This is a genomic window from Prevotella heparinolytica, assembly GCF_002998535.1.
Classification (GTDB): domain Bacteria; phylum Bacteroidota; class Bacteroidia; order Bacteroidales; family Bacteroidaceae; genus Bacteroides; species Bacteroides heparinolyticus.
Genome location: NZ_CP027234.1, coordinates 1,983,631 through 2,002,091, shown reverse-complemented (window position 1 = coordinate 2,002,091; position 18,461 = coordinate 1,983,631). Strand labels below are relative to the sequence as shown.

At 48.5% G+C, this 18,461-nt stretch carries 14 protein-coding genes and 2 tRNA genes; 7 read left to right on the top strand and 9 right to left on the bottom strand.

The features are described from left to right. Window positions 1-20: 20 nt before the first annotated feature. Both C3V43_RS08230 and C3V43_RS08225 read right to left on the bottom strand, forming a co-directional pair. The gene (locus tag C3V43_RS08230; RefSeq protein ID WP_106069391.1) at window positions 21-911 is read right to left on the bottom strand and encodes a rhomboid family intramembrane serine protease; all 891 of its coding nucleotides are present in this window, start codon (window positions 909-911) and stop codon (window positions 21-23) included. Continuing rightward, entirely contained in the window at window positions 892-1,575 is a 684-nt protein-coding gene (locus tag C3V43_RS08225) for a rhomboid family intramembrane serine protease (RefSeq protein ID WP_164996230.1), read from the bottom strand. The genes C3V43_RS08230 and C3V43_RS08225 overlap by 20 nt, the downstream gene beginning before the upstream one ends. A gap of 247 nt (window positions 1,576-1,822) precedes the next feature. Between C3V43_RS08225 and C3V43_RS08220 the strand changes: the two genes are divergently transcribed. Beyond that, complete coding sequence (locus C3V43_RS08220) at window positions 1,823-2,089, top strand: HU family DNA-binding protein (RefSeq protein WP_106069390.1); 267 nt, start codon at window positions 1,823-1,825, stop codon at window positions 2,087-2,089. Between the two features lie 128 nt (window positions 2,090-2,217). Further along, complete coding sequence (gene argS / locus C3V43_RS08215) at window positions 2,218-4,035, top strand: arginine--tRNA ligase (RefSeq protein ID WP_106069389.1); 1,818 nt, start codon at window positions 2,218-2,220, stop codon at window positions 4,033-4,035. Between the two features lie 322 nt (window positions 4,036-4,357). Here the strand turns inward: argS and topA are convergent, their stop codons facing one another. From topA to C3V43_RS08195, 4 genes are all read right to left on the bottom strand, one after another. Continuing rightward, a complete protein-coding gene (gene topA / locus C3V43_RS08210; RefSeq protein WP_106070516.1) occupies window positions 4,358-6,736 on the bottom strand; it encodes a type I DNA topoisomerase in 2,379 nt (792 codons plus the stop codon). Between the two features lie 60 nt (window positions 6,737-6,796). Beyond that, window positions 6,797-8,434 (bottom strand): TonB-dependent receptor, encoded by a 1,638-nt coding sequence (locus tag C3V43_RS08205; protein ID WP_106069388.1) that lies wholly within the window; start codon window positions 8,432-8,434, stop codon window positions 6,797-6,799. Window positions 8,435-8,469: 35 nt separating this feature from the next. Then, window positions 8,470-11,511, bottom strand: a complete 3,042-nt coding sequence (locus C3V43_RS08200) for a tetratricopeptide repeat protein (protein ID WP_106069387.1) — start codon at window positions 11,509-11,511, stop codon at window positions 8,470-8,472. Between the two features lie 257 nt (window positions 11,512-11,768). Next, complete coding sequence (locus C3V43_RS08195; protein WP_106069386.1) at window positions 11,769-12,299, bottom strand: NUDIX hydrolase; 531 nt, start codon at window positions 12,297-12,299, stop codon at window positions 11,769-11,771. 145 nt (window positions 12,300-12,444) lie between these two features. Here C3V43_RS08195 and C3V43_RS08190 point away from each other — a divergent pair, with 145 nt between their 5' ends. After that, complete coding sequence (locus C3V43_RS08190; protein ID WP_106069385.1) at window positions 12,445-12,948, top strand: 3'-5' exonuclease; 504 nt, start codon at window positions 12,445-12,447, stop codon at window positions 12,946-12,948. Window positions 12,949-12,967: 19 nt separating this feature from the next. On the opposite strand, the gene C3V43_RS08185 is transcribed toward C3V43_RS08190, so the two are convergent. After that, the gene (locus C3V43_RS08185) at window positions 12,968-13,237 is read right to left on the bottom strand and encodes a GNAT family N-acetyltransferase (RefSeq protein WP_106069384.1); all 270 of its coding nucleotides are present in this window, start codon (window positions 13,235-13,237) and stop codon (window positions 12,968-12,970) included. A 668-nt stretch (window positions 13,238-13,905) separates the two neighbouring features. Here C3V43_RS08185 and C3V43_RS08180 point away from each other — a divergent pair. Both C3V43_RS08180 and C3V43_RS08175 read left to right on the top strand, forming a co-directional pair. Continuing rightward, a complete protein-coding gene (locus C3V43_RS08180; protein WP_106069383.1) occupies window positions 13,906-14,709 on the top strand; it encodes an inositol monophosphatase family protein in 804 nt (267 codons plus the stop codon). Window positions 14,710-14,752: 43 nt separating this feature from the next. Then, on the top strand, window positions 14,753-15,457 hold the full coding sequence (locus C3V43_RS08175) for a ComF family protein (protein WP_106069382.1): 705 nt from the start codon (window positions 14,753-14,755) through the stop codon (window positions 15,455-15,457). A gap of 40 nt (window positions 15,458-15,497) precedes the next feature. On the opposite strand, the gene C3V43_RS08170 is transcribed toward C3V43_RS08175, so the two are convergent. Beyond that, window positions 15,498-15,571, bottom strand: a tRNA-Asn gene (locus C3V43_RS08170). Between the two features lie 23 nt (window positions 15,572-15,594). Then, window positions 15,595-15,668: transfer RNA gene (locus tag C3V43_RS08165), tRNA-Asn, on the bottom strand. 81 nt (window positions 15,669-15,749) lie between these two features. Here C3V43_RS08165 and C3V43_RS08160 point away from each other — a divergent pair. Both C3V43_RS08160 and C3V43_RS08155 read left to right on the top strand, forming a co-directional pair. Continuing rightward, window positions 15,750-16,736, top strand: coding sequence for an adenosine kinase (locus tag C3V43_RS08160; RefSeq protein ID WP_106069381.1), 987 nt, complete (start codon window positions 15,750-15,752; stop codon window positions 16,734-16,736). Window positions 16,737-16,741: 5 nt separating this feature from the next. After that, window positions 16,742-18,427 carry a S41 family peptidase gene (locus tag C3V43_RS08155; RefSeq protein WP_106069380.1) on the top strand — a complete coding sequence of 562 codons (1,686 nt, stop codon included), beginning with the start codon at window positions 16,742-16,744 and terminating at the stop codon, window positions 18,425-18,427. Window positions 18,428-18,461: the final 34 nt, after the last annotated feature.

The following is an 18,461-nucleotide window of genomic DNA, read 5'->3' as shown; positions in this document are numbered from 1 at the left end:
TTTTTTTCTTGGCTTTAAACTTAGCGTTTACTGGCATCGAACAGACTTTTCTTTTCCTCTGCGGTCAGACTTTCATAGCCCGACTTTTTCAGTTTATCGAGAATGCGGTCCAGTTCATCGGATTGAGCCTTCTTTCGAGCGTTATAATCGTAATCTTTTTCTCTGCCGGTGCCATAATGTACTTTCATCTTCGGTTTTCGAGGCTTAAAGCTGAGTAATGAAAATAGTATGTCCAATGATTTATTTATCCATAGAACGATGTCTATCCCTTTGTTGAGGGAGGCTGCAAACCACAAGCCGGCTAATGCGCCTCCCACATGTGCAATGTGTCCGCCTGCATTGGCGGAAGTGATAAACAATAAATCCATTCCTATGACGATGAGTGCCAGATATTTCAGCCGAACGGTGCCGAACAGTAACAATTGTATCGGATAATTTGGTTCGCGGTATGCAGTGGCGGCCACAATGGCCAATACGGAAGCGGAGGCTCCGAGCATGAAGCTGCCGTTTATCATAGGAGCGAAGTACGGGAATATGTTGTAGGCAGCCATGTATAGCAATCCGCCTCCGATTCCTCCAAGCACATATACTCCGCGTAGGTGCTTGGCCGAGAAAAGATTCTGGAACAGTGCGCCAAACCAATAGAGCCATAGCATGTTGAAAAGGATATGTACCAGGCCGGCGTGCATGAACATGTACGTCAGCAGTGACCAAGGTTGTAGGGCAAAGCGCTGAAACGATGCCGGTAGTTCCAGCCATTGGAATACTCCTGCCAGACTCCGGTTGAAAAGCTGGAGCATTACCTCCGTCAATGTGGTAAGAATAAACACGCCCACATTGATGTATATCAGCCGGATATAAATACTCCCCTTGCGAAAGTTTTCTTTCAGATCAGTTATAATAGTAGCCATTTCCTTTATTCTTATTTCTCCAGTACATAATCAGGATAAAACCGAATATCATGCCGCCCAAATGCGCAAAATGAGCGACATTGTCTCCGGCATTGTTGGCAAATCCGGCATATAACTCAATCAGTGCGTAACCGATGACAAAAAATTTTGCCTTGATAGGAAAAGGGAGTGGGAAGATGAACATTTGCTGGTTGGGGAATAGCATGCCGAATGCCAGCAAAATGGCGTATACCGCCCCCGAGGCACCTACGGTTGTCAGCATGTTGAGGTATTCTTTCATCGGGATGACAGATATCCCGGTGTTTACGCTGTCGTAGGCAGAAAGTACTGTCTCATAATGGATGTATTGCACCAGCTCCTGAATGATTCCTGCCCCTATACCGCATGCCAAATAATAAAACAAGAAGCGTTTCGGCCCCCATACCTGTTCCAGAATCCGCCCGAACATCCATACGGCAAACATATTGAAGAATACGTGCGAGAAACCGGCATGCATGAACATGTAGGTTATCAACTGTGCGGCGTTGAAGTCTTCGGCAAGAAAAAAGTGCAATCCCAAATATCGGGCAAGGTCCACACCGTAGCTTTGGGCTACAATGGTACCCAAAAACATCAGTGCGTTAATAATCAAAAGGTTTTTAGTTATAGTAGGTATTGTATTCATACAGTTTCCATTCCAAAATTTGCGGTAAGGATAAAACAGTCCCGCCTCTTTGCTTTTTCTCGCAAAAATACGAATAATTTCTGTTCTATAGCAGAAAAAGTATATTCTATTCTTTTTTTTCGTCGTTTTCCAATGTTTTTTTAAAGTTTTTGTTTGATATTCAGAAATATTACTCTATTTTTGTGGAACTTTGTGAAAGAAAGCAGAATGATTTTTTTTAAAACATAATTAATTAAATTGAAGTATTATGAATAAGGCGGAACTTATCAGCGCTATGGCAGCGGAGTCTGGTTTGTCAAAAGTAGACTCTAAAAAAGCATTGGATGCATTTGTTGCATCAGTAAGCAAGGCAATGAAAGCCGGTGATAAAGTATCATTGGTTGGTTTTGGAACTTTTTCTGTGGCAGAGAGAGCTGCACGTACCGGTATTAACCCTTCTACGAAGCAAACTATCAAAATCCCTGCAAAGAAAGTTGTAAAGTTCAAAGCGGGTACAGAGTTGACTGCTGAATAAGCGAGAGTTCATCATAAGGTATAATAAAAAGGGCGTTTCCGTGAGGCGGTGCGCCCTTTTTTGTTTGCAAAATTTTATTCTGCTTTTGTTTTGCATTATCTTTGTCTCCCGGAAAATACATTAAAATCATGGATATAGAACAGAAACTGGTAGCGTCCGTCATTGGCGGACTGAAATCGCTGTACGGGCAGGAAGTGCCTGCTGCACAAGTGCAGTTGCAGAAAACCAAGAAAGAATTTGAAGGACATCTCACGCTGGTGGTTTTTCCTTTCCTCCGTATTTCAAAGAAAGGACCGGAGCAAACGGCACAGGAAATTGGAGAGTACTTGCAGGCGAATGAGTCTATGGTGGCCTCGTTCAATGTTATCAAAGGCTTTTTGAACCTGACCGTCGCCTCTTCTGCGTGGATTGAACTTCTGAATGGTATTCAGGCAGACGAACTGTATGGCATTATATCTGCCACCGATGTGTCTCCGCTTGTGATGATTGAATATTCCTCTCCCAATACGAACAAACCTCTTCATCTGGGACATGTCCGCAACAACTTGTTGGGTAATGCTTTGGCCAACATCATGGCTGCAAACGGAAATAAGGTGGTAAAGACCAATATCGTCAACGACCGTGGCATTCATATCTGCAAATCAATGCTGGCGTGGCAGAAGTTTGGCAACGGCGAAACTCCTGAATCGTCCGGCAAGAAGGGCGATCACCTGATCGGTGATTACTATGTGGCCTTTGATAAGCATTACAAGGCCGAGGTGAAAGAACTGATGGCCAAATACCAAGCCGAGGGACTGGACGAAGAAGAAGCCAAGGCAAAGGCCGAATCCGAATCGCCTTTGATGAAAGAAGCGCGGGAGATGTTGGTGAAGTGGGAAGCCAACGACCCCGAAGTCCGCTCTTTGTGGAAAAAGATGAACGACTGGGTGTATGCCGGCTTTGATGAAACATACCGTATGATGGGCGTTACTTTCGATAAGATTTACTATGAGTCCGACACCTATCTTGAAGGAAAGGAAAAAGTGCTTGAGGGTTTGGAGAAAGGATTTTTTTATAGGAAAGAAGACGGCTCCGTATGGGCAGACCTTACCGGCGAAGGTCTGGATCATAAACTGCTTCTCCGTTCCGACGGGACTTCCGTTTATATGACGCAGGACATCGGTACTGCCAAACTGCGCTTTGCCGATTATCCCATCGACAAGATGATTTACGTAGTGGGCAACGAGCAGAACTATCACTTTCAAGTTCTTTCCATTCTGCTCGACAAGCTGGGCTTTGAATGGGGCAAGGGTTTGGTACACTTCTCCTACGGAATGGTAGAACTCCCCGAAGGTAAGATGAAGAGCCGCGAAGGTACGGTGGTGGATGCCGATGACTTGATGGCCGAGATGATAGCGACAGCCAAGGAAACTTCCGGTGAGTTGGGCAAGCTGGATGGCTTGACACAGGAAGAAGCGGATAACATAGCCCGTATTGTCGGCTTGGGAGCCTTGAAGTATTTCATCTTGAAAGTAGATGCCCGCAAGAACATGACGTTCAACCCGAAAGAGTCTATCGACTTCAACGGTAACACCGGGCCATTCATCCAATATACGTACGCGCGTATCCAGTCCGTGCTGCGCAAGGCGAAAGAGGCAAACCTTGTGATACCTTCCCAATTGCCCGAAGGCATCGAGTTGAGCGAAAAAGAAGAGGGTTTGATACAGATGCTGGCCGATTTTGCAACCGTGGTGAAGCAGGCAGGCGAAGATTACAGTCCGTCTGTCATAGCCAATTATGTCTACGACCTTGTAAAAGAATACAACCAGTTCTACCATGACTTCAGCATTCTGCGCGAAGAGAACGAAGCGGTAAAGGTGTTCCGTCTTGCCCTTTCTGCCAATGTGGCTAAAGTGGTGCGCCTGGGCATGGGGCTGCTTGGCATCGAGGTTCCGGATAGAATGTAAGAACGAAACGGCTTGAAGGGCATTGTCACTCCTGCCCTGTTATAGATGGATGACGCTGAATGCGCAGAACTTACATGAAGAAAAGTCTGCGTGTTCAGCGTCATTTGCGTTTGAAAAAGAATCTTCTTGAGATGCGAGTAAACTTATGCCTACATCTTGGCATTCCTATGCCCACACTTTAGCATTCCTATGCCCACACTTTAAGACCCGTAAGCCCACACCTTAAAGACAATATCCCCACACTTTGGGAGAGGTGCGCCCACACTTCGGGAGACATTAGCCCACACCTTGTGGAAAGTATAGCCGGGATGGATGATACCGGCTATTTCTTTTTAGTCGTTTTAGCAGCTTTTGCTGTACTTTTCACTGCTTTAGCCGTTCTTCTGGGCTTGCTCGCTTTTTCGCTTTGCAGCCTTACAAGCTCCAGGCAAGCGTGCAGGTTCAAGTCTTGCGGAACAATGTCCTTAGGGATTTTGTAGTTATTGCCTTTATAAGCAATGTAGGGGCCATAGCGACCGTTCAGGATTTCGAGTTCCGGCTCCTCATCGAATTTCTTGATGTGCCTTTGGGCTTCTTCTTCCTGTTTCTTTTTCAGTAATTCGATGGCTTCTTCCAGCGCGATGGTCATCGGGTCCATAGTCTTGGGCAATGAAGTGTACGTACCGTTGTACTGAATGTACGGGCCGAAACGTCCTGCCCCGATAACTACCTCCTTGCCTTCGTATTCGCCCAATGTGCGTGGAAGTTTGAATAGCTCCAACGCTTCTTCCAGAGTGACGGTTTCGAGAGACATTTCTTTCTTCAGTTGGGCAAAGCGAGGCTTTTCATTGTCTTCCGCAGTGCCTATTTGCACCACCGGACCAAAACGGCCTATCTTTACAGATACTTGTCTGCCGCTGACGGGGTCGTTGCCGAGAATGCGTTCGCCGGCTTTGTGCGCGCTCTTGGCTGCAAGTGTTTTCTCCACGGAGGGATGGAAGTCTTTGTAGAATGTTTTCAGGATGGCGGTCCATTGCTTGTCGCCTTCGGCTATCTCGTCGAACTGTTTCTCTACATTGGCAGTGAAGTTGTAGTCGAGAATGTTGGGGAAGTACTCGATCAGGAAGTCGTTCACCACGATACCAGTATCGGTAGGCATCAGCTTCGATTTTTCCGCTCCGGTGATTTCGGTGCGCTTGGTGTCCGTTACCTGATTGTTTTTCAGGGCAAGTACATTGTAGGCACGTTCTTCACCCGCTTTCTCGCCCTTCACCACATATTCGCGTTGCTGAATGGTGGAGATGGTGGGTGCGTAGGTAGACGGACGGCCGATACCCAGTTCCTCCAGCTTGTGCACAAGGCTGGCCTCGGTGTAGCGGGGCGGATGCTGTGTGAAGCGTTCGATGGCGGTGATATTATCGAATTGCAGTTGCTGTGCTTTCTTCAGGGGAGGGAGCAGGTGGGCTTCATTCTCCTGCGCTTCCGTATCATCGTCATACGATTCTCTGTACACACGGAGGAAACCGTCGAAGGTAATCACTTCTCCCACAGCCGTGAAAGTGTCGGATGTGTTGCTGATGCCGATGGTCACGGTGGTCTTCTCCACTTCGGCATCGGTCATTTGCGAAGCGATGGTGCGCTTCCATATCAGGTCATATAGCTTTCTTTCCTGAGGTGTGCCCTCTATACGGGCGTTCTCCATATAAGTGGGACGGATGGCTTCGTGCGCCTCTTGTGCTCCTTTGGTCTTGTTGGCAAAGTGTCGCGGATGCACGTAGCGTTCGCCCATCAGGTTGGCAATGGTCTCCTTGCAACCGTTCACAGCCAGTCCGGAGAGGTTCACCGAGTCGGTACGCATGTATGTGATGAGTCCCGATTCGTAGAGGCGTTGCGCCACCATCATGGTCTGTGCCACGGTGAAGCCCAGTTTGCGGGCAGCTTCCTGTTGCAAGGTAGAGGTGGTAAATGGGGCGGCAGGCGTCTTCTTCAGCGGACGGGTGGTGATGTCGTTGATGGTGAAGGTGGCCGACTTGCAGCTTTCCAGAAACTCCAGAGCCTCTTCTTTCGTCTTGATGCGACGGGCCAGTTCGGCTTTCATCTCCACTGTCTTTCCGCTATTGTCGGGTACGAGGAAGATGGCGGTCACCCGATAGGCGGCTTCGGTCTGGAAAGTCTGTATCTCGCGTTCGCGCTCCACGATGAGGCGAACAGCAACGGATTGCACACGGCCTGCAGAAAGGGCTGGTTTCACTTTTCGCCACAATATCGGCGAGAGTTCAAAGCCTACGATGCGATCCAAGATGCGCCGTGCTTGTTGGGCGTCTACCAGATTGATGTCGATGTTGCGGGGATTCTCTATGGCTTTCAGGATGGCATCTTTGGTGATTTCATGAAAGACGATGCGCTTAGTCTGTTCCGGCTTGAGTTTCAAAACTTCATACAGATGCCAAGCAATGGCTTCTCCTTCGCGGTCCTCATCGGAAGCCAGCCAGACGGTTTCGGCTTGATCGGCTTCTTCTTTCAGTTGGGCTACTACTTTCTTTTTGTCTGAGGGAATCTCATAGTGCGGCTCAAAGTCTTTTTCGACATTAATGCTGAACGCTTTCTTTTTCAAATCGCGTATATGGCCGTAGCTGGAAAGTACTTTATAATCTTTCCCCAAGAACTTTTCGATTGTTTTCGCTTTTGCCGGAGACTCGACAATTACAAGGTTTTTCTGCATATTTTTCTGTTTTTTTAGTGACTCCCGCACTGAATTTGGGCGCAAAAGTAGGAATTTTTTTTAGAATTGGAAATTTACTCCACCTACAAAATTGACGCCTTGAGCAGGATACATCCAATAATATTGATAATTCTTGTTCAATAAATTATTGGCGCGCGCATATACAGAGATGCCTTTGAAGAGTTCGCAGCAGCCGTTCAGATAGAGGTTGCCGATGGCAGCAACTTTGGAGTCTTCCACCTTTTCGCGCGAGGTGTGCCGATAGCCGATACCTACGAGGGCAGACGATACGGGACGTACGTCCATGCGAAGGTCGGCTTCGAAAGCCGGTTTGAAGGAGAGCACTCTTGCTTGGAGCACTTCTTCTCCGTCGGCGCTCCAATTGCGATAAACGCCCGATGCCGTGAAGTGGATGAGGTCTTTGTAGTTGTAGCCTACTTCTGCTCCGGCATAGATGTTCTTCGTGTAGGTTTGCACCGCACGGAGCAAGAGGGTCGTGTTGTTGAAGTCGGGGAAGAACATGAGGTCATCCTTCAAACTTTGGTAGCCGCCGTAAAGGTGCAGCCAGACTCCGGGAGCGGGGCTTGCCTTGAAACCGAGGGCGGCATTCAGCTGTTCGTAGGTGGCATCGGTCTGTTCCGTTATCAGTCCGTACGGATGGAAGGTTTCCAGACGGCGGAAGTCGTTCTGTATCTTACCGCCTTTGGCCTGTGCGTAGAGGGTATAACTGTCGGAAAAGGTATATTGGGCTGTCACGTCGGGAGCGAAGCGTACTTTCTTGCCAAATCCGAATGCCAAGTCGGTATGTGCGCCGATGCGCACTTTCCAATCCTCGTTCTGAATCTGATAATACGGATTGAAGTTCAGGGTGTGATGGTTTTGGAGCAGGCTGCTGTTATAAAATGTGTTGTCCATGTGGAACGCCACGCCTACAAATTGGTTTTCAGATATGTTGCCAACCGTTTCCGCTTGAGTGCGGATGATGGTTTCGTTGATGCCGTTGCAGCCAAAGTCTTGTTGGCGCTCGTAGAACAGCAGGTTGGTTTCGGCCCGAAACCTGAGTATGAAATCGTCAGTGGTAGACTTCACGCCGAAATGCACATTGCCCGAAGTGAATTTCTGCTTGTTTCTCACGGAGCCGGGCAGGAAGTTGAAATTGCTCAACCCGAATTTTCCGGCAATGTCCATATCGACTTTGTCGAAGGTATGTGTGTAGCCTACCGAGGCGTTTGTGCGGTAGTAGTAAGAACCCCACTTGTCTTCGTTATCCGGCATTTTCAGCTTACCGTTCATGCCATCCATCTTGAACATCAGGTTGAGGCGATCCTTGTCGGACAGAGCGAACAGATAGTTGGCATGTACATCGAGGTTGCCATAGTTGCCATGCCCCAGACGTACATAGCCGGGGTGCGGCTTTGCCTGCGTCTCCTTTCCGCCATACACCTGCATGATGCCTGCGGGAATGTTTCCGGCGGGAGCGAGGGTGGCGTCATACTCCACTTCCTTTTTGCTTGCGGCAGGCTGCTCTACTTGGGGCAGTACGTTTATCTTCGAGGCATCCATGATGTCCGGATTATACTCCTGTTCCACAATGACCGTACGGTTCACGGTAGTGTCTTTGGCCTGCGTTTGTGCCACGGCTGCTGAAGAGGCGATTGTCAGTGCCATCCCGGCGAGGATATATCTTAGCTTTCTCATATTCTTTTCTTTTACGACGATGCGTAAGCGTCTTTTTATTTCAGTTTTTCCAGTCTCTCGTTAATCATTCTCTCAATGTCGTCATCGGCACGATAGTTCTGCTGCAAGCTTAACAGATATTGTCGGGCATCTATCTTTTTGTTCATGGCCACATATACGTCCGAAAGCAAAATGAAGCTGCGTGCCAACCAATAAGCATGAGGAGTGCTCTGGTCGATGAAGTCGAGTATCTCCTTTTCGGCAGCGGCATACTCATGTCCTGTATAGAGTTGCTGCGCCACCAGATATTTGGCTTCCGCACCATAAAGGGTGCGGGTGTCTTTGGCCAGCAACCGGAGGTTGTCCATGGCTTTCTTGTCGGCCTTCTGATTCAGATAGGCTTTGGCTTGGTGGTACAGTGCTTCGTTACGCAGTTCCGGAGTGAGGTTGGCCTCGGCCAGCAGAGCTGTGGCGGCATGAATCACTTCGGCATCGTTGCCGGTCAGTGCTCCGCAGCGCAGTATGCCGATGGTGCCCAGCCGGCGGTGTTCGGCAGTGGAAGCTTTGGCTTGCAGTTTCTTGTAGTCGGCAAGTGCTTCGGCATATTGCCGGCGGTTGAAGAGGACTTCGCCGTGCATCAGTAAAGCTTCTTCGGAATAGGGGTTATCCGGATATTCCAGCAACTTTCCGGCATGCTCCAGCACGGCCTCTTCGTCCTTCTGCTCTTTTCCCGTCAGACAGAGGTAATAATGTGCGTTCAGGCTGAAAGCACCGTTGGGATAGCTTTGCAGATAGCGGATAAAGCTGTTCTTGGCTGCGGAAACTTCGCCCCTCATATATATCTTTTCGGCGGCGATGTAAGTCAGAGAGTCTTGCTCGCCCGGCTCAAAGCGAACCGCTTCGGGCATCTGTGCGGCGAGGGCTGCAAACTCGTCCACACGGTCGGCATCCACATAGATGGATTTCAGGTCGCGCATGGCAAGGCGGGCCTCTTCACTTCCCGGATAGCGGGTGACCACGTGTTTATAGGCTTCGATGGCACGAGTGTAGTCGTCGTTCTGATAGTAGAGCAGGCCGATTTCTGCGGCAGCTTTGCGGCTGACCGGACTTTCGGGATACTTGTCCAGCAGTTCGCGAAAAGCGGAGATGGCCTGACGGTTGTTGCTGCTCTGCACATAAGAGCGTCCTTTCTCGTAGAGGGCATTGACGGCATAGGGAGAGTCGGGATATTTGCTTGCCAGACGTTCCAGCAGGGCTATCTTGCCTGCATAGTCTTTTTGCAGGCCGGTCACTAACGCCATTTGATAGTAGGAATAATCTCCGGCTGGAGTACCCAGACTCTCGGCCTTCGTGTAGCTTTGCTTGGCCTCATCGAAGCGGCGTGCGTACATGCTGCAATCGCCGATGCGGTTGTAGGCATCGGCCAGCACGAGGGGATGCTCCCCCTTATCCAACCGGACAAAATTGCGGAAGTTGTTTTCTGCCGTTGCATACTCTTTACGGTGGAAGGCGATGTAGGCAAGGTTGTAGTAGGCAAGGGCGAACATCTGCGTATTCCTCTGTCGGGTGAGCGATAGATATTCGTTGAAGTTGCGCGAGGCCTCACGCATCTGGTTCAGGCGGTAGTAAGCCTCGCCGAGCCAGTAGGCCGCGTCGGCTTTGGTCTGGACGTTGTATTTCCCCAAAGCCACACTCCGGTCGAAGTAGCCGATAGCCTGTTCGAATTGTGTATTGGCGAAGGACTGCGTGCCGAGTTGGAACAGGATCTTCTGCTTGGCTTCCAGAATGGCTCTGCCGGGTTGCGCAATACGTTCTATGGAGCGGAGGGCGGCATCATAGCTGCGTGTATTCATATAAACCTCCACAAGGTAGCCGCTGACCTTGTCGGCATAGGGTGAGGAGGGGAACTCGTTCAGGAATTTTTCGAAGACGGTTACCGATTCTCCGAAGGCGGAATAGGATGTTTCGTGGATGCACAAGGCGTAATTATAGGCTGCCTGTTCTTTGATTTTGCGGTCGGCGTTGCCGGTGGCAGCTTGTTCAAAAGCCATGCGTGCGTTGGTCTTGTCTGCCAGTTGCAGATAGGCCAATCCCATGTGCAGCCAAGCATTCTGCGAGAGGGCATCTTGTTCGGTTGTCACCCGGCTGAGGACGGCAGGCACCTGTGAATACACGCCGCATTGGTAGCGAGACATCCCCAGCATGTAGAGGGCGTCTCTTCTGGGTGTGGCTTCGCTGCTATGCTCCAAATACGTATCAAGAGATTTCATGGCTTCTTGATATTTGCCGAAGTGGTATTGGGCTGTTCCTAACACACGGTTCATCTCGGCCGTATGCGTATATGATAGTCCGTCGGGGTGAGCGGCCAAAGTGTTCTTTGCCACCGCTTCCGCTTGGTCGTACTGCTTCTTTATCAGATAGATTTCGGCGATGTAGTAGGGGGCGAGGCTTTTGTATTTCTCGTTTTGCTGCAAGGTCAGGAAGCCGTTGAGCGCTTCGTCATGCCTGCCTTGCGTATATCGGATGTAGGATATATAATAGGTGCAGTCATCGGCATACCGCTTGCTTGTGCTGCGCAACGTCTCGAACCATACGGCAGCCTCTTTGACGTTGCCGGTCTTCAAGTAAGAGGAGGCCAGACGGTAGGTCATATCGTCTCGTTCCTCAGACGCCAGCAGGTCAAGTCGGGCGGAGTTGAACATGGCAAGTGCCTCGTCGTATTTCTCTTCAAAGAAGTAGGTCGAAGCAATGAGCGCGTAGATGCGGTTGGCATGGGGCGTGTCGGGATAATCGTCCAGAAAAGCCCGCAGCAGCTCTGTGCTCTTAGGGTCTCTCAGCTCGTAGGCGGCACATACCAGCATGTATTCCGCTTCCTGCCGTTGTCCGGTGTCAGGCAGCGGCTGTCCGTCCGCCCGCATTTGGCGTACATACATCTGTAGCGGATAGACGGCAGCGGCGTAGGCTTTCTGTCGGAACAAAGTGCTGCCTTCCTGATAAAGTCTTTGGGGAGATGTGCTTTTCTCGCCGGTCTGCGCTGTTGCGAGTAAAGGTGCACAGCAAAGTGCCGCGCAAAGTATTCGAGATATTCTATTTTTCATCCTTCGTTTTGGAATAGGTGTTCTACAAACATACGGGTTTTAAACTGTATTTGTTCCATCCGTTTGTTTTTTTTAGGATATTCGGGGTGTCACTGTCAAGAAGTAACAGCCTCTTTTTCGCGAAGATACAGTTGCTTTGCTGGATATATAGATCCACCGAGCTGGAGATATATGTGCACCAAACGGGAAATATAGTCCCATCAAACGGGAACGACAGAAGGGGGGGATTCCTCTCCGTATCACGCCATGAAACGGGCTTATTTTGAAATATATTCGTCGATGAACATCTGCACCCCTTTGCGGATGGAATGCAACCCGAACTTTTCCGGCCGTACGTCTTTCAATGGAAGAAAGAATGCTTCCGCCGCATCGTCCATCGCCTTGAAATGCAGCATGTCGGCCACTTTGCACAGGAAAAACATGTCAAGCGTGTGTACGGAAAAGCCGGAATAGACGTAAATGTTGGGCAGCGAGAAGAGGTATTTCGCATTTGTCACCTCCATGCCCGTCTCTTCTTTTACTTCGCGGCTCACACCTTCCTCACCCGTCTCTGCCATGTCGATGAAGCCGCCGGGCAAATCCAGCGTGCCCTTTGCGGGCTCTTTGGCACGGCGGCATACAAGAAGCTCGTCCCGTTCGTTCAGAATGAAAGCCACCGTGGCTGCCGAGGAGTTGAAGTAGTAGACAAAACCGCAATCGGCACATTGCTTTGACTTGCTGTTATGGGGCTCGAAACGGGCGGAACCGCACTTCGGGCAGTACTTGAATTGAGAGAGAGGATGTTCCATTATGTTCTGGCTTAATCTGATGGGAGGCAAAGATATTGCAAACCGAGGGGATAAAAAAGCGCTTGTTCTTTTTTATTTTTTTTGAGATTCATTTTGCTGTTCGGCCGGATTTTTCTGACTATTTTTGGCATGATATTTTTAAGGAATGGAAAATTTTGCAGCGATTGATTTTGAAACGGCCAACGAACAGCGTTGCAGTGTGTGCAGCGTGGGAGTAGTGGTGGTGCGGGATGGAGAAATAACGGACAGTTATTATAGTCTCATTCGTCCCGAACCGGAATATTATACTTATTGGAACAGCCGCGTGCATGGCCTGACGCAGGTCGATACGGAGCGTGCGCCGGTTTTTCCCTTGGTTTGGCAGGAGATAGCTCCACGCATCGAAGGATTGCCGTTAGTGGCGCACAACAAGGCCTTTGACGAGAGTTGCCTGAAGGCTGTGTTCCGGGTATATGGCATGGATTATCCCGACTATGATTTCCATTGTACCTTGCAGGCGGCACGTCGTGTCATCAAAGATCTGCCTAATTATCAATTGCACACGGTGGCAGCCTGTTGCGGCTATCAGTTGGAACAGCATCATCACGCTTTGGCCGATGCCGAGGCGTGCGCATGGATTGCGAGGAACGTATTCGGTGGCTTGTTTTAAGCTCGCTCCTCCCCCTTCTTTAAAGTTTTTTGTTTGTATATTCGGGATGCTTTGCCAACCGGCTTTTTGCATAAGAACAAGTTGCCATTGGGCGTAATCCATTGCTCAAAGCGTAGTTGTAAGCCACATTTACAAGGGCTGAGGCAATACCTTTCCCTTCCAGTTCTTTAGGTACGATGGTGTGTTTGATGTCCAACGTGCCACTGTGTATTTTGTAACTTACGTGGGCTGTCGCTCCATCTGTCTCGGTAACGAACTGTCTCTGTTCTTGATTATGCAGAATTTCCATTTGATAAAATCTTTTGTTTTTAAAAGCATCAGGTTGCACCGGAACAAGGTTTAAAAAAGAACCGAGTTTTGCTACAACCTCATGAAACAGTTTTTGTCAATCCTCCAAATAGCCGAATTTTCCATGGTTAAACATTACGTAAGAATGTTGTTGTTTAAAACATCCACAGCACAGAAAAAGAACATAATGTGTCATTTAAGCTTGCCGGCATAGTTTCTTCAGAAAGAGAGAAAAAAATGGGTGCAGACGGTTCTTTTCATCCTGTTGCTGTTTTTCGCTTCCGGCGGTAGGATGTGCTAAAATGCGCTTTTATATACATGCGGATAAGGGACGATGTATTGGTAATAATTTGCAACAAAAAAAGATTTCTGTAATCGTCTGATAATCAAGGTGGAGAAATTTTACTAAAAACTCCCCGGATTTTTACTAATTTTTCCCGGAATTTTTAGTAAAAATCCGGCGAGTTTTTAGTAAAAACAGAACGGGTAATTAGTGTAAAAGTTATGTTTTTTCTTTTTTCTATACAAATCCTCTGTTTAGAACTGTCCTTTGCGTTTGTCTTCTGCCAACTTTATTTTCGCTTGTCTTGGATAAACTTCCGAGTCGGGCAAGCGACAAATCACCGATTTGTTTCTACCTTTGCAGGTGGATACAATTAGAATGGAAATATGGAGAACTTGAAAACACTGACAGAATCTGTATGCCGAATAGCACGTGAAGCGGGGCATTTCCTGAAAGAAGAGCGGAAAAGCTTCCGTAGAGAGGCGGTGGTGGAGAAACATGCGCACGACTATGTTTCTTATGTAGATAAAGAGTCGGAAAGGCGGGTTGTGACCGCACTCAGACAGCTTCTTCCCGAAGCGGGATTTATCACGGAAGAAGGCTCGGCCGTTTATCAAGACGAGCCTTATTGTTGGGTGGTAGACCCCTTGGATGGAACCACGAACTACATACACGACAATGCTCCTTATTGTGTCAGCATTGCTTTGCGCGATAAACATTCCCTCCTTTTGGGAGTGGTTTATGAGCCGTGCCGGGACGAGTGCTTCTATGCTTGGAAGGGAGGAGGAGCCTATGTGGATGGGGAGAAAATGTGTGTTTCTGCCGTTCGGAATGCAGAAGAGGCTTTTGTGGTCACGGAACTCCCTTATAATTTTAAGCAATACGCCCGTACGGGTGAGCATTTGATACATGAACTGTATGGAAAGGTAGCGGGTATTCGCATGAACGGTTCGGCTGCTCTTGCCCTTTGCTACGTGGCTGCCGGACGTTTTGACGCTTGGCTGGAGGCATTTATCGGCAAGTGGGATTTCTCGGCGGCGGCCCTCATGGTATTGGAAGCTGGCGGCAAAGTAACCGACTTTTATGGTAATGAGAATTTTATGGACGGGCATCACATCATAGCCACCAACGGACCTCTGCATCCCCTGCTCTTACAGTTGGTAAAAGAAGTTCCACCGCATAATATGTAGGCATGTCCGTTTGCGACATACCGGCCGATTGGATTTCAAGGAAATGGAAAATATGTTTAAAACTTGGCTTGTGTCTTTTGTCCGATTGTTTTTCCCATGCCGGTGCGCGGTATGCGGAAACGCCTTGCAGGAGGGAGAAGAAGGCATCTGTATGAAGTGCAATATGGATATGCCCCGGACGAACTTCCATCTCCACGCCGACAATATCGTGGAACGCATGTTTTGGGGAAAAATTCCTTTGGTACGTGCTTCCTCCTTCTTCTATTACCGCAAAGGCAGTGATTTTCGTAACATCCCGCATCTGCTAAAGTATGGCGGACGGCAGGATTTAGGCAAAACAATGGGACGTTTTATGACGGCAGAGTTGCTGCCTGTCGACTTTTTTCGGGATATAGACGTCATACTTCCTGTGCCTTTGCATCCTCGTAAGCAAAAGTCGCGCGGATATAATCAGAGCGAGTGCATTGCCCGTGGCATATCCGATGTGACAGGCATCTCGGTCGATACCTCTTCCTTATCGCGCAAGAAGCATACCGGAACACAGACACGGAAGTCAGCCTATGAGCGTTGGGTAAATGTGGACGGTATCTTCTGCCTGCATTGTCCGGAGCGTTTCGCCGGAAAGCATGTGTTGATTGTGGACGATGTGCTGACTACCGGCGCCACTATCACGGCTTGTGCCGATGCTTTCAAGGATGTGGAAGGTGTTCGATTCAGCATTTTGACGCTGGCTGTGGCAGATTCGTAAGTGGAATAAAAAAGGCTCGCCGCAATGACGAACCTTACTGCTCTTCCTCTTGGACTTGAACCAAGGACCCTCTGATTAACAGTCAGATGCTCTAACCGACTGAGCTAAGGAAGAATGTGCATTTAAGGAGTTTTTCGCTCTTCCTCTTGGACTTGAACCAAGGACCCTCTGATTAACAGTCAGATGCTCTAACCGACTGAGCTAAGGAAGAATGTTGCATTTCCTTAAATGCGGTGCAAAAGTAATAGGATATTTTGAAATATGCAATATCTTTGCGAAAAAAATATCGCTGATGGACAAAATAATAGGATTAGGCAACGCTCTGGTAGATGTGTTGGTGACCCTTGAGAATGATGAAATATTGACGGAAATGCAACTTCCTAAAGGAAGCATGACTCTTATAGATGAGGCAGGATTGTTGAAAATCAATGAATACTTCAGCCGGATGAAGACACATCTTTCCACCGGAGGTTCTGCCGGCAATGCTATTCGAGGCATGGCGCATCTTGGGGCGGCGACAGGATTTATCGGAAAGGTGGGAAACGACTTTTACGGAGACTTTTTTCGCAATAGCTTGTTGGAGCGTGGCACAGAGGCTAATTTGCTGCTCTCATCCTTTCTCCCTTCAGGTGTAGCCTCTACTTTTGTTTCGCCCGACGGAGAGCGCACCTTCGGTACTTATTTGGGAGCGGCTTCAACTTTGAGAGCGGAAGAACTTACGCTGGACATGTTCAAAGGATATACTTATTTATTTATAGAGGGCTATCTGGTACAGGATCATGACATGATTCTCCGTGCCATCGAATTGGCTAAAGAGGCCGGACTGCAAGTATGTTTGGATATGGCAAGCTATAACATCGTGGAAGACGATCATGTATTTTTCTCTTTGCTTATGAATAAATACGTGGATATCGTGTTTGCGAATGAAGAGGAAGCCAGAGCCTTCACCGGCAAGGAGCCGGAGGAGGCGCTGGACATCATTGCCGGAATGTGCAGCATAGCCATCGTGAAGATGGGAGGACGCGGTTCTTTAATCCGCAAAGGTACGGAAGAGGTGCATGCATCGGCAGAATCCGTCGATAGGGTGGTTGATACCACAGGTGCGGGAGACTATTTTGCTGCGGGCTTCTTGTACGGACTTACGTGCGGTTACTCGCTGGAGAAATGTGCAAAGATTGGCTCCATGCTCTCCAAAAATGTGATACAAGTGCTGGGAACGGAGCTGTCGGCGGCTCAATGGGAAAAGATTAGAGAAGAAATATTAATAATCAACGATTAGAGAATATGAGGAGATTTTTACAAATACGCTGGGTGGCTGCCTTGCTCGTTGTGGCAGGTGTTGTCTGTTTTTTCGGTTTCAGAAGTGGCGACAGCCGTAATTTCAGGATAGCTAAGAACTTGGATGTGTTTAACTCGATTGTGAAAGAACTGGATATGTTCTACGTCGATACCATTAATCCCGATAAGACCATTCGCGAGGGCATTGATGCCATGCTTTATTCCTTAGATCCTTACACAGCCTACTATCCGGAAGACGATCAAAGTGAATTGGAGCAAATGTTGAAGAACTCTTATGGCGGTATCGGTTCCATCATCACATGGAATGCAAAATTGAAATGCTCCATGATTGCCGAGCCGTATGAGAACATGCCGGCAGCCAAGGTGGGGCTGAAGGCCGGAGACGTCTTGATGGAGATTGACGGTAAGGACCTTGCGGGGAAAAACAATCAAGAAGTCAGCGAGATGCTTCGCGGTCAGGTTGGTACGAGCTTCAAACTGAAAGTGCAGCGCCCGGGCACGGAGAAGTTGTTGGAGTTCGATATTGTCCGCCGTTCCATTCAGTTGCCGTTTATCCCTTATTACACGGTATTGGATAACAACATTGGCTACATCAACCTGAGTACTTTCTCAGGAAATCCTTCCAGAGAATTCAAGCAGGCTTTTCTGGATTTGAAGAAAAAAGGCATTACCTCTTTGGTGATTGACTTGCGGAATAACGGAGGCGGATTGCTGGAAGAATCTATCGAGATTGCCAATTTTTTCCTGCCTCGCGGCAAGACACTCGTGACAACAAAAGGTAAAACAAAGCAAGCCGGCAATACTTATAAAACTTTACGTGAACCATTGGACTTGGAAATGCCTTTGGCGGTTCTTGTCAACGGAGGTACGGCTTCTTCTTCAGAGATTCTCGCAGGTTCTTTGCAAGATCTTGACCGTGCCGTTATCATCGGTAATCGTACTTTCGGCAAAGGCTTGGTGCAAACTCCCCGTCCGTTGCCATATGGCGGTACGATAAAACTGACCACTTCCAAATATTACATCCCCAGCGGGCGTTGCGTACAGGCCATAGACTACAAGCACCGGAACGAAGATGGCAGTGTGGGACGTATTCCCGACAGTCTGACAACCGTGTTTCATACGGCTGCCGGACGTGAAGTGCGCGATGGCGGCGGGATTACTCCGGATATTACGGTGAAACAGGAGAAATTGCCTAATATTCTGTTCTACCTTGTCAATGACAACCTGATTTTCAACTATGCTACGGACTATTGTCTGAAGCACCCTGCCATTCCTTCTGCCGAGAAGTTTAAGGTCACGGATGCTGATTATGCGGATTTCAAAGCAATGGTAAAGAAGGCCGATTTCAAATATGACCAGCAGACTGAGAAGATACTGAAGAACTTGAAAGAGATGGCGGAGTTTGAAGGTTATCTGGCCGATGCCTCGGAAGAGTTCAAGGCACTGGAGCGAAAACTGCGCCACAACCTCGACCGTGACCTCGACCATTTCTCCAAGGAGATAAAGGCGATGATTGCCATAGAAATCGTCAAGCGTTATTATTATCAGCGCGGCAGCATCATTGAACAGTTGAAAGACGATGACGATTTGAAGGAAGCGGTGAAGATATTGACTGCCCCGGCAAAGTATAAAGAAATGTTGAGTTTGCCGATAACTTCTGTGGCTAAGTAAAAAAAAGATAGCTTAATATTTTGCGACACGGATT

Excerpts from the sequence above, each read along its gene's own strand:
- C3V43_RS08230 (WP_106069391.1), bottom strand. The coding sequence starts at position 911 with ATGGCTACTATTATAACTGATCTGAAAGAAAACTTTCGCAAGGGGAGT.
- C3V43_RS08225 (WP_164996230.1), bottom strand. The coding sequence starts at position 1,575 with ATGAATACAATACCTACTATAACTAAAAACCTTTTGATTATTAACGCA.
- C3V43_RS08220 (WP_106069390.1), top strand. The coding sequence starts at position 1,823 with ATGAATAAGGCGGAACTTATCAGCGCTATGGCAGCGGAGTCTGGTTTG.
- argS (WP_106069389.1), top strand. The coding sequence starts at position 2,218 with ATGGATATAGAACAGAAACTGGTAGCGTCCGTCATTGGCGGACTGAAA.
- topA (WP_106070516.1), bottom strand. The coding sequence starts at position 6,736 with ATGCAGAAAAACCTTGTAATTGTCGAGTCTCCGGCAAAAGCGAAAACA.
- C3V43_RS08205 (WP_106069388.1), bottom strand. The coding sequence starts at position 8,434 with ATGAGAAAGCTAAGATATATCCTCGCCGGGATGGCACTGACAATCGCC.
- C3V43_RS08200 (WP_106069387.1), bottom strand. The coding sequence starts at position 11,511 with ATGAAAAATAGAATATCTCGAATACTTTGCGCGGCACTTTGCTGTGCA.
- C3V43_RS08195 (WP_106069386.1), bottom strand. The coding sequence starts at position 12,299 with ATGGAACATCCTCTCTCTCAATTCAAGTACTGCCCGAAGTGCGGTTCC.
- C3V43_RS08190 (WP_106069385.1), top strand. The coding sequence starts at position 12,445 with ATGGAAAATTTTGCAGCGATTGATTTTGAAACGGCCAACGAACAGCGT.
- C3V43_RS08185 (WP_106069384.1), bottom strand. The coding sequence starts at position 13,237 with ATGGAAATTCTGCATAATCAAGAACAGAGACAGTTCGTTACCGAGACA.
- C3V43_RS08180 (WP_106069383.1), top strand. The coding sequence starts at position 13,906 with ATGGAGAACTTGAAAACACTGACAGAATCTGTATGCCGAATAGCACGT.
- C3V43_RS08175 (WP_106069382.1), top strand. The coding sequence starts at position 14,753 with ATGGAAAATATGTTTAAAACTTGGCTTGTGTCTTTTGTCCGATTGTTT.
- C3V43_RS08160 (WP_106069381.1), top strand. The coding sequence starts at position 15,750 with ATGGACAAAATAATAGGATTAGGCAACGCTCTGGTAGATGTGTTGGTG.
- C3V43_RS08155 (WP_106069380.1), top strand. The coding sequence starts at position 16,742 with ATGAGGAGATTTTTACAAATACGCTGGGTGGCTGCCTTGCTCGTTGTG.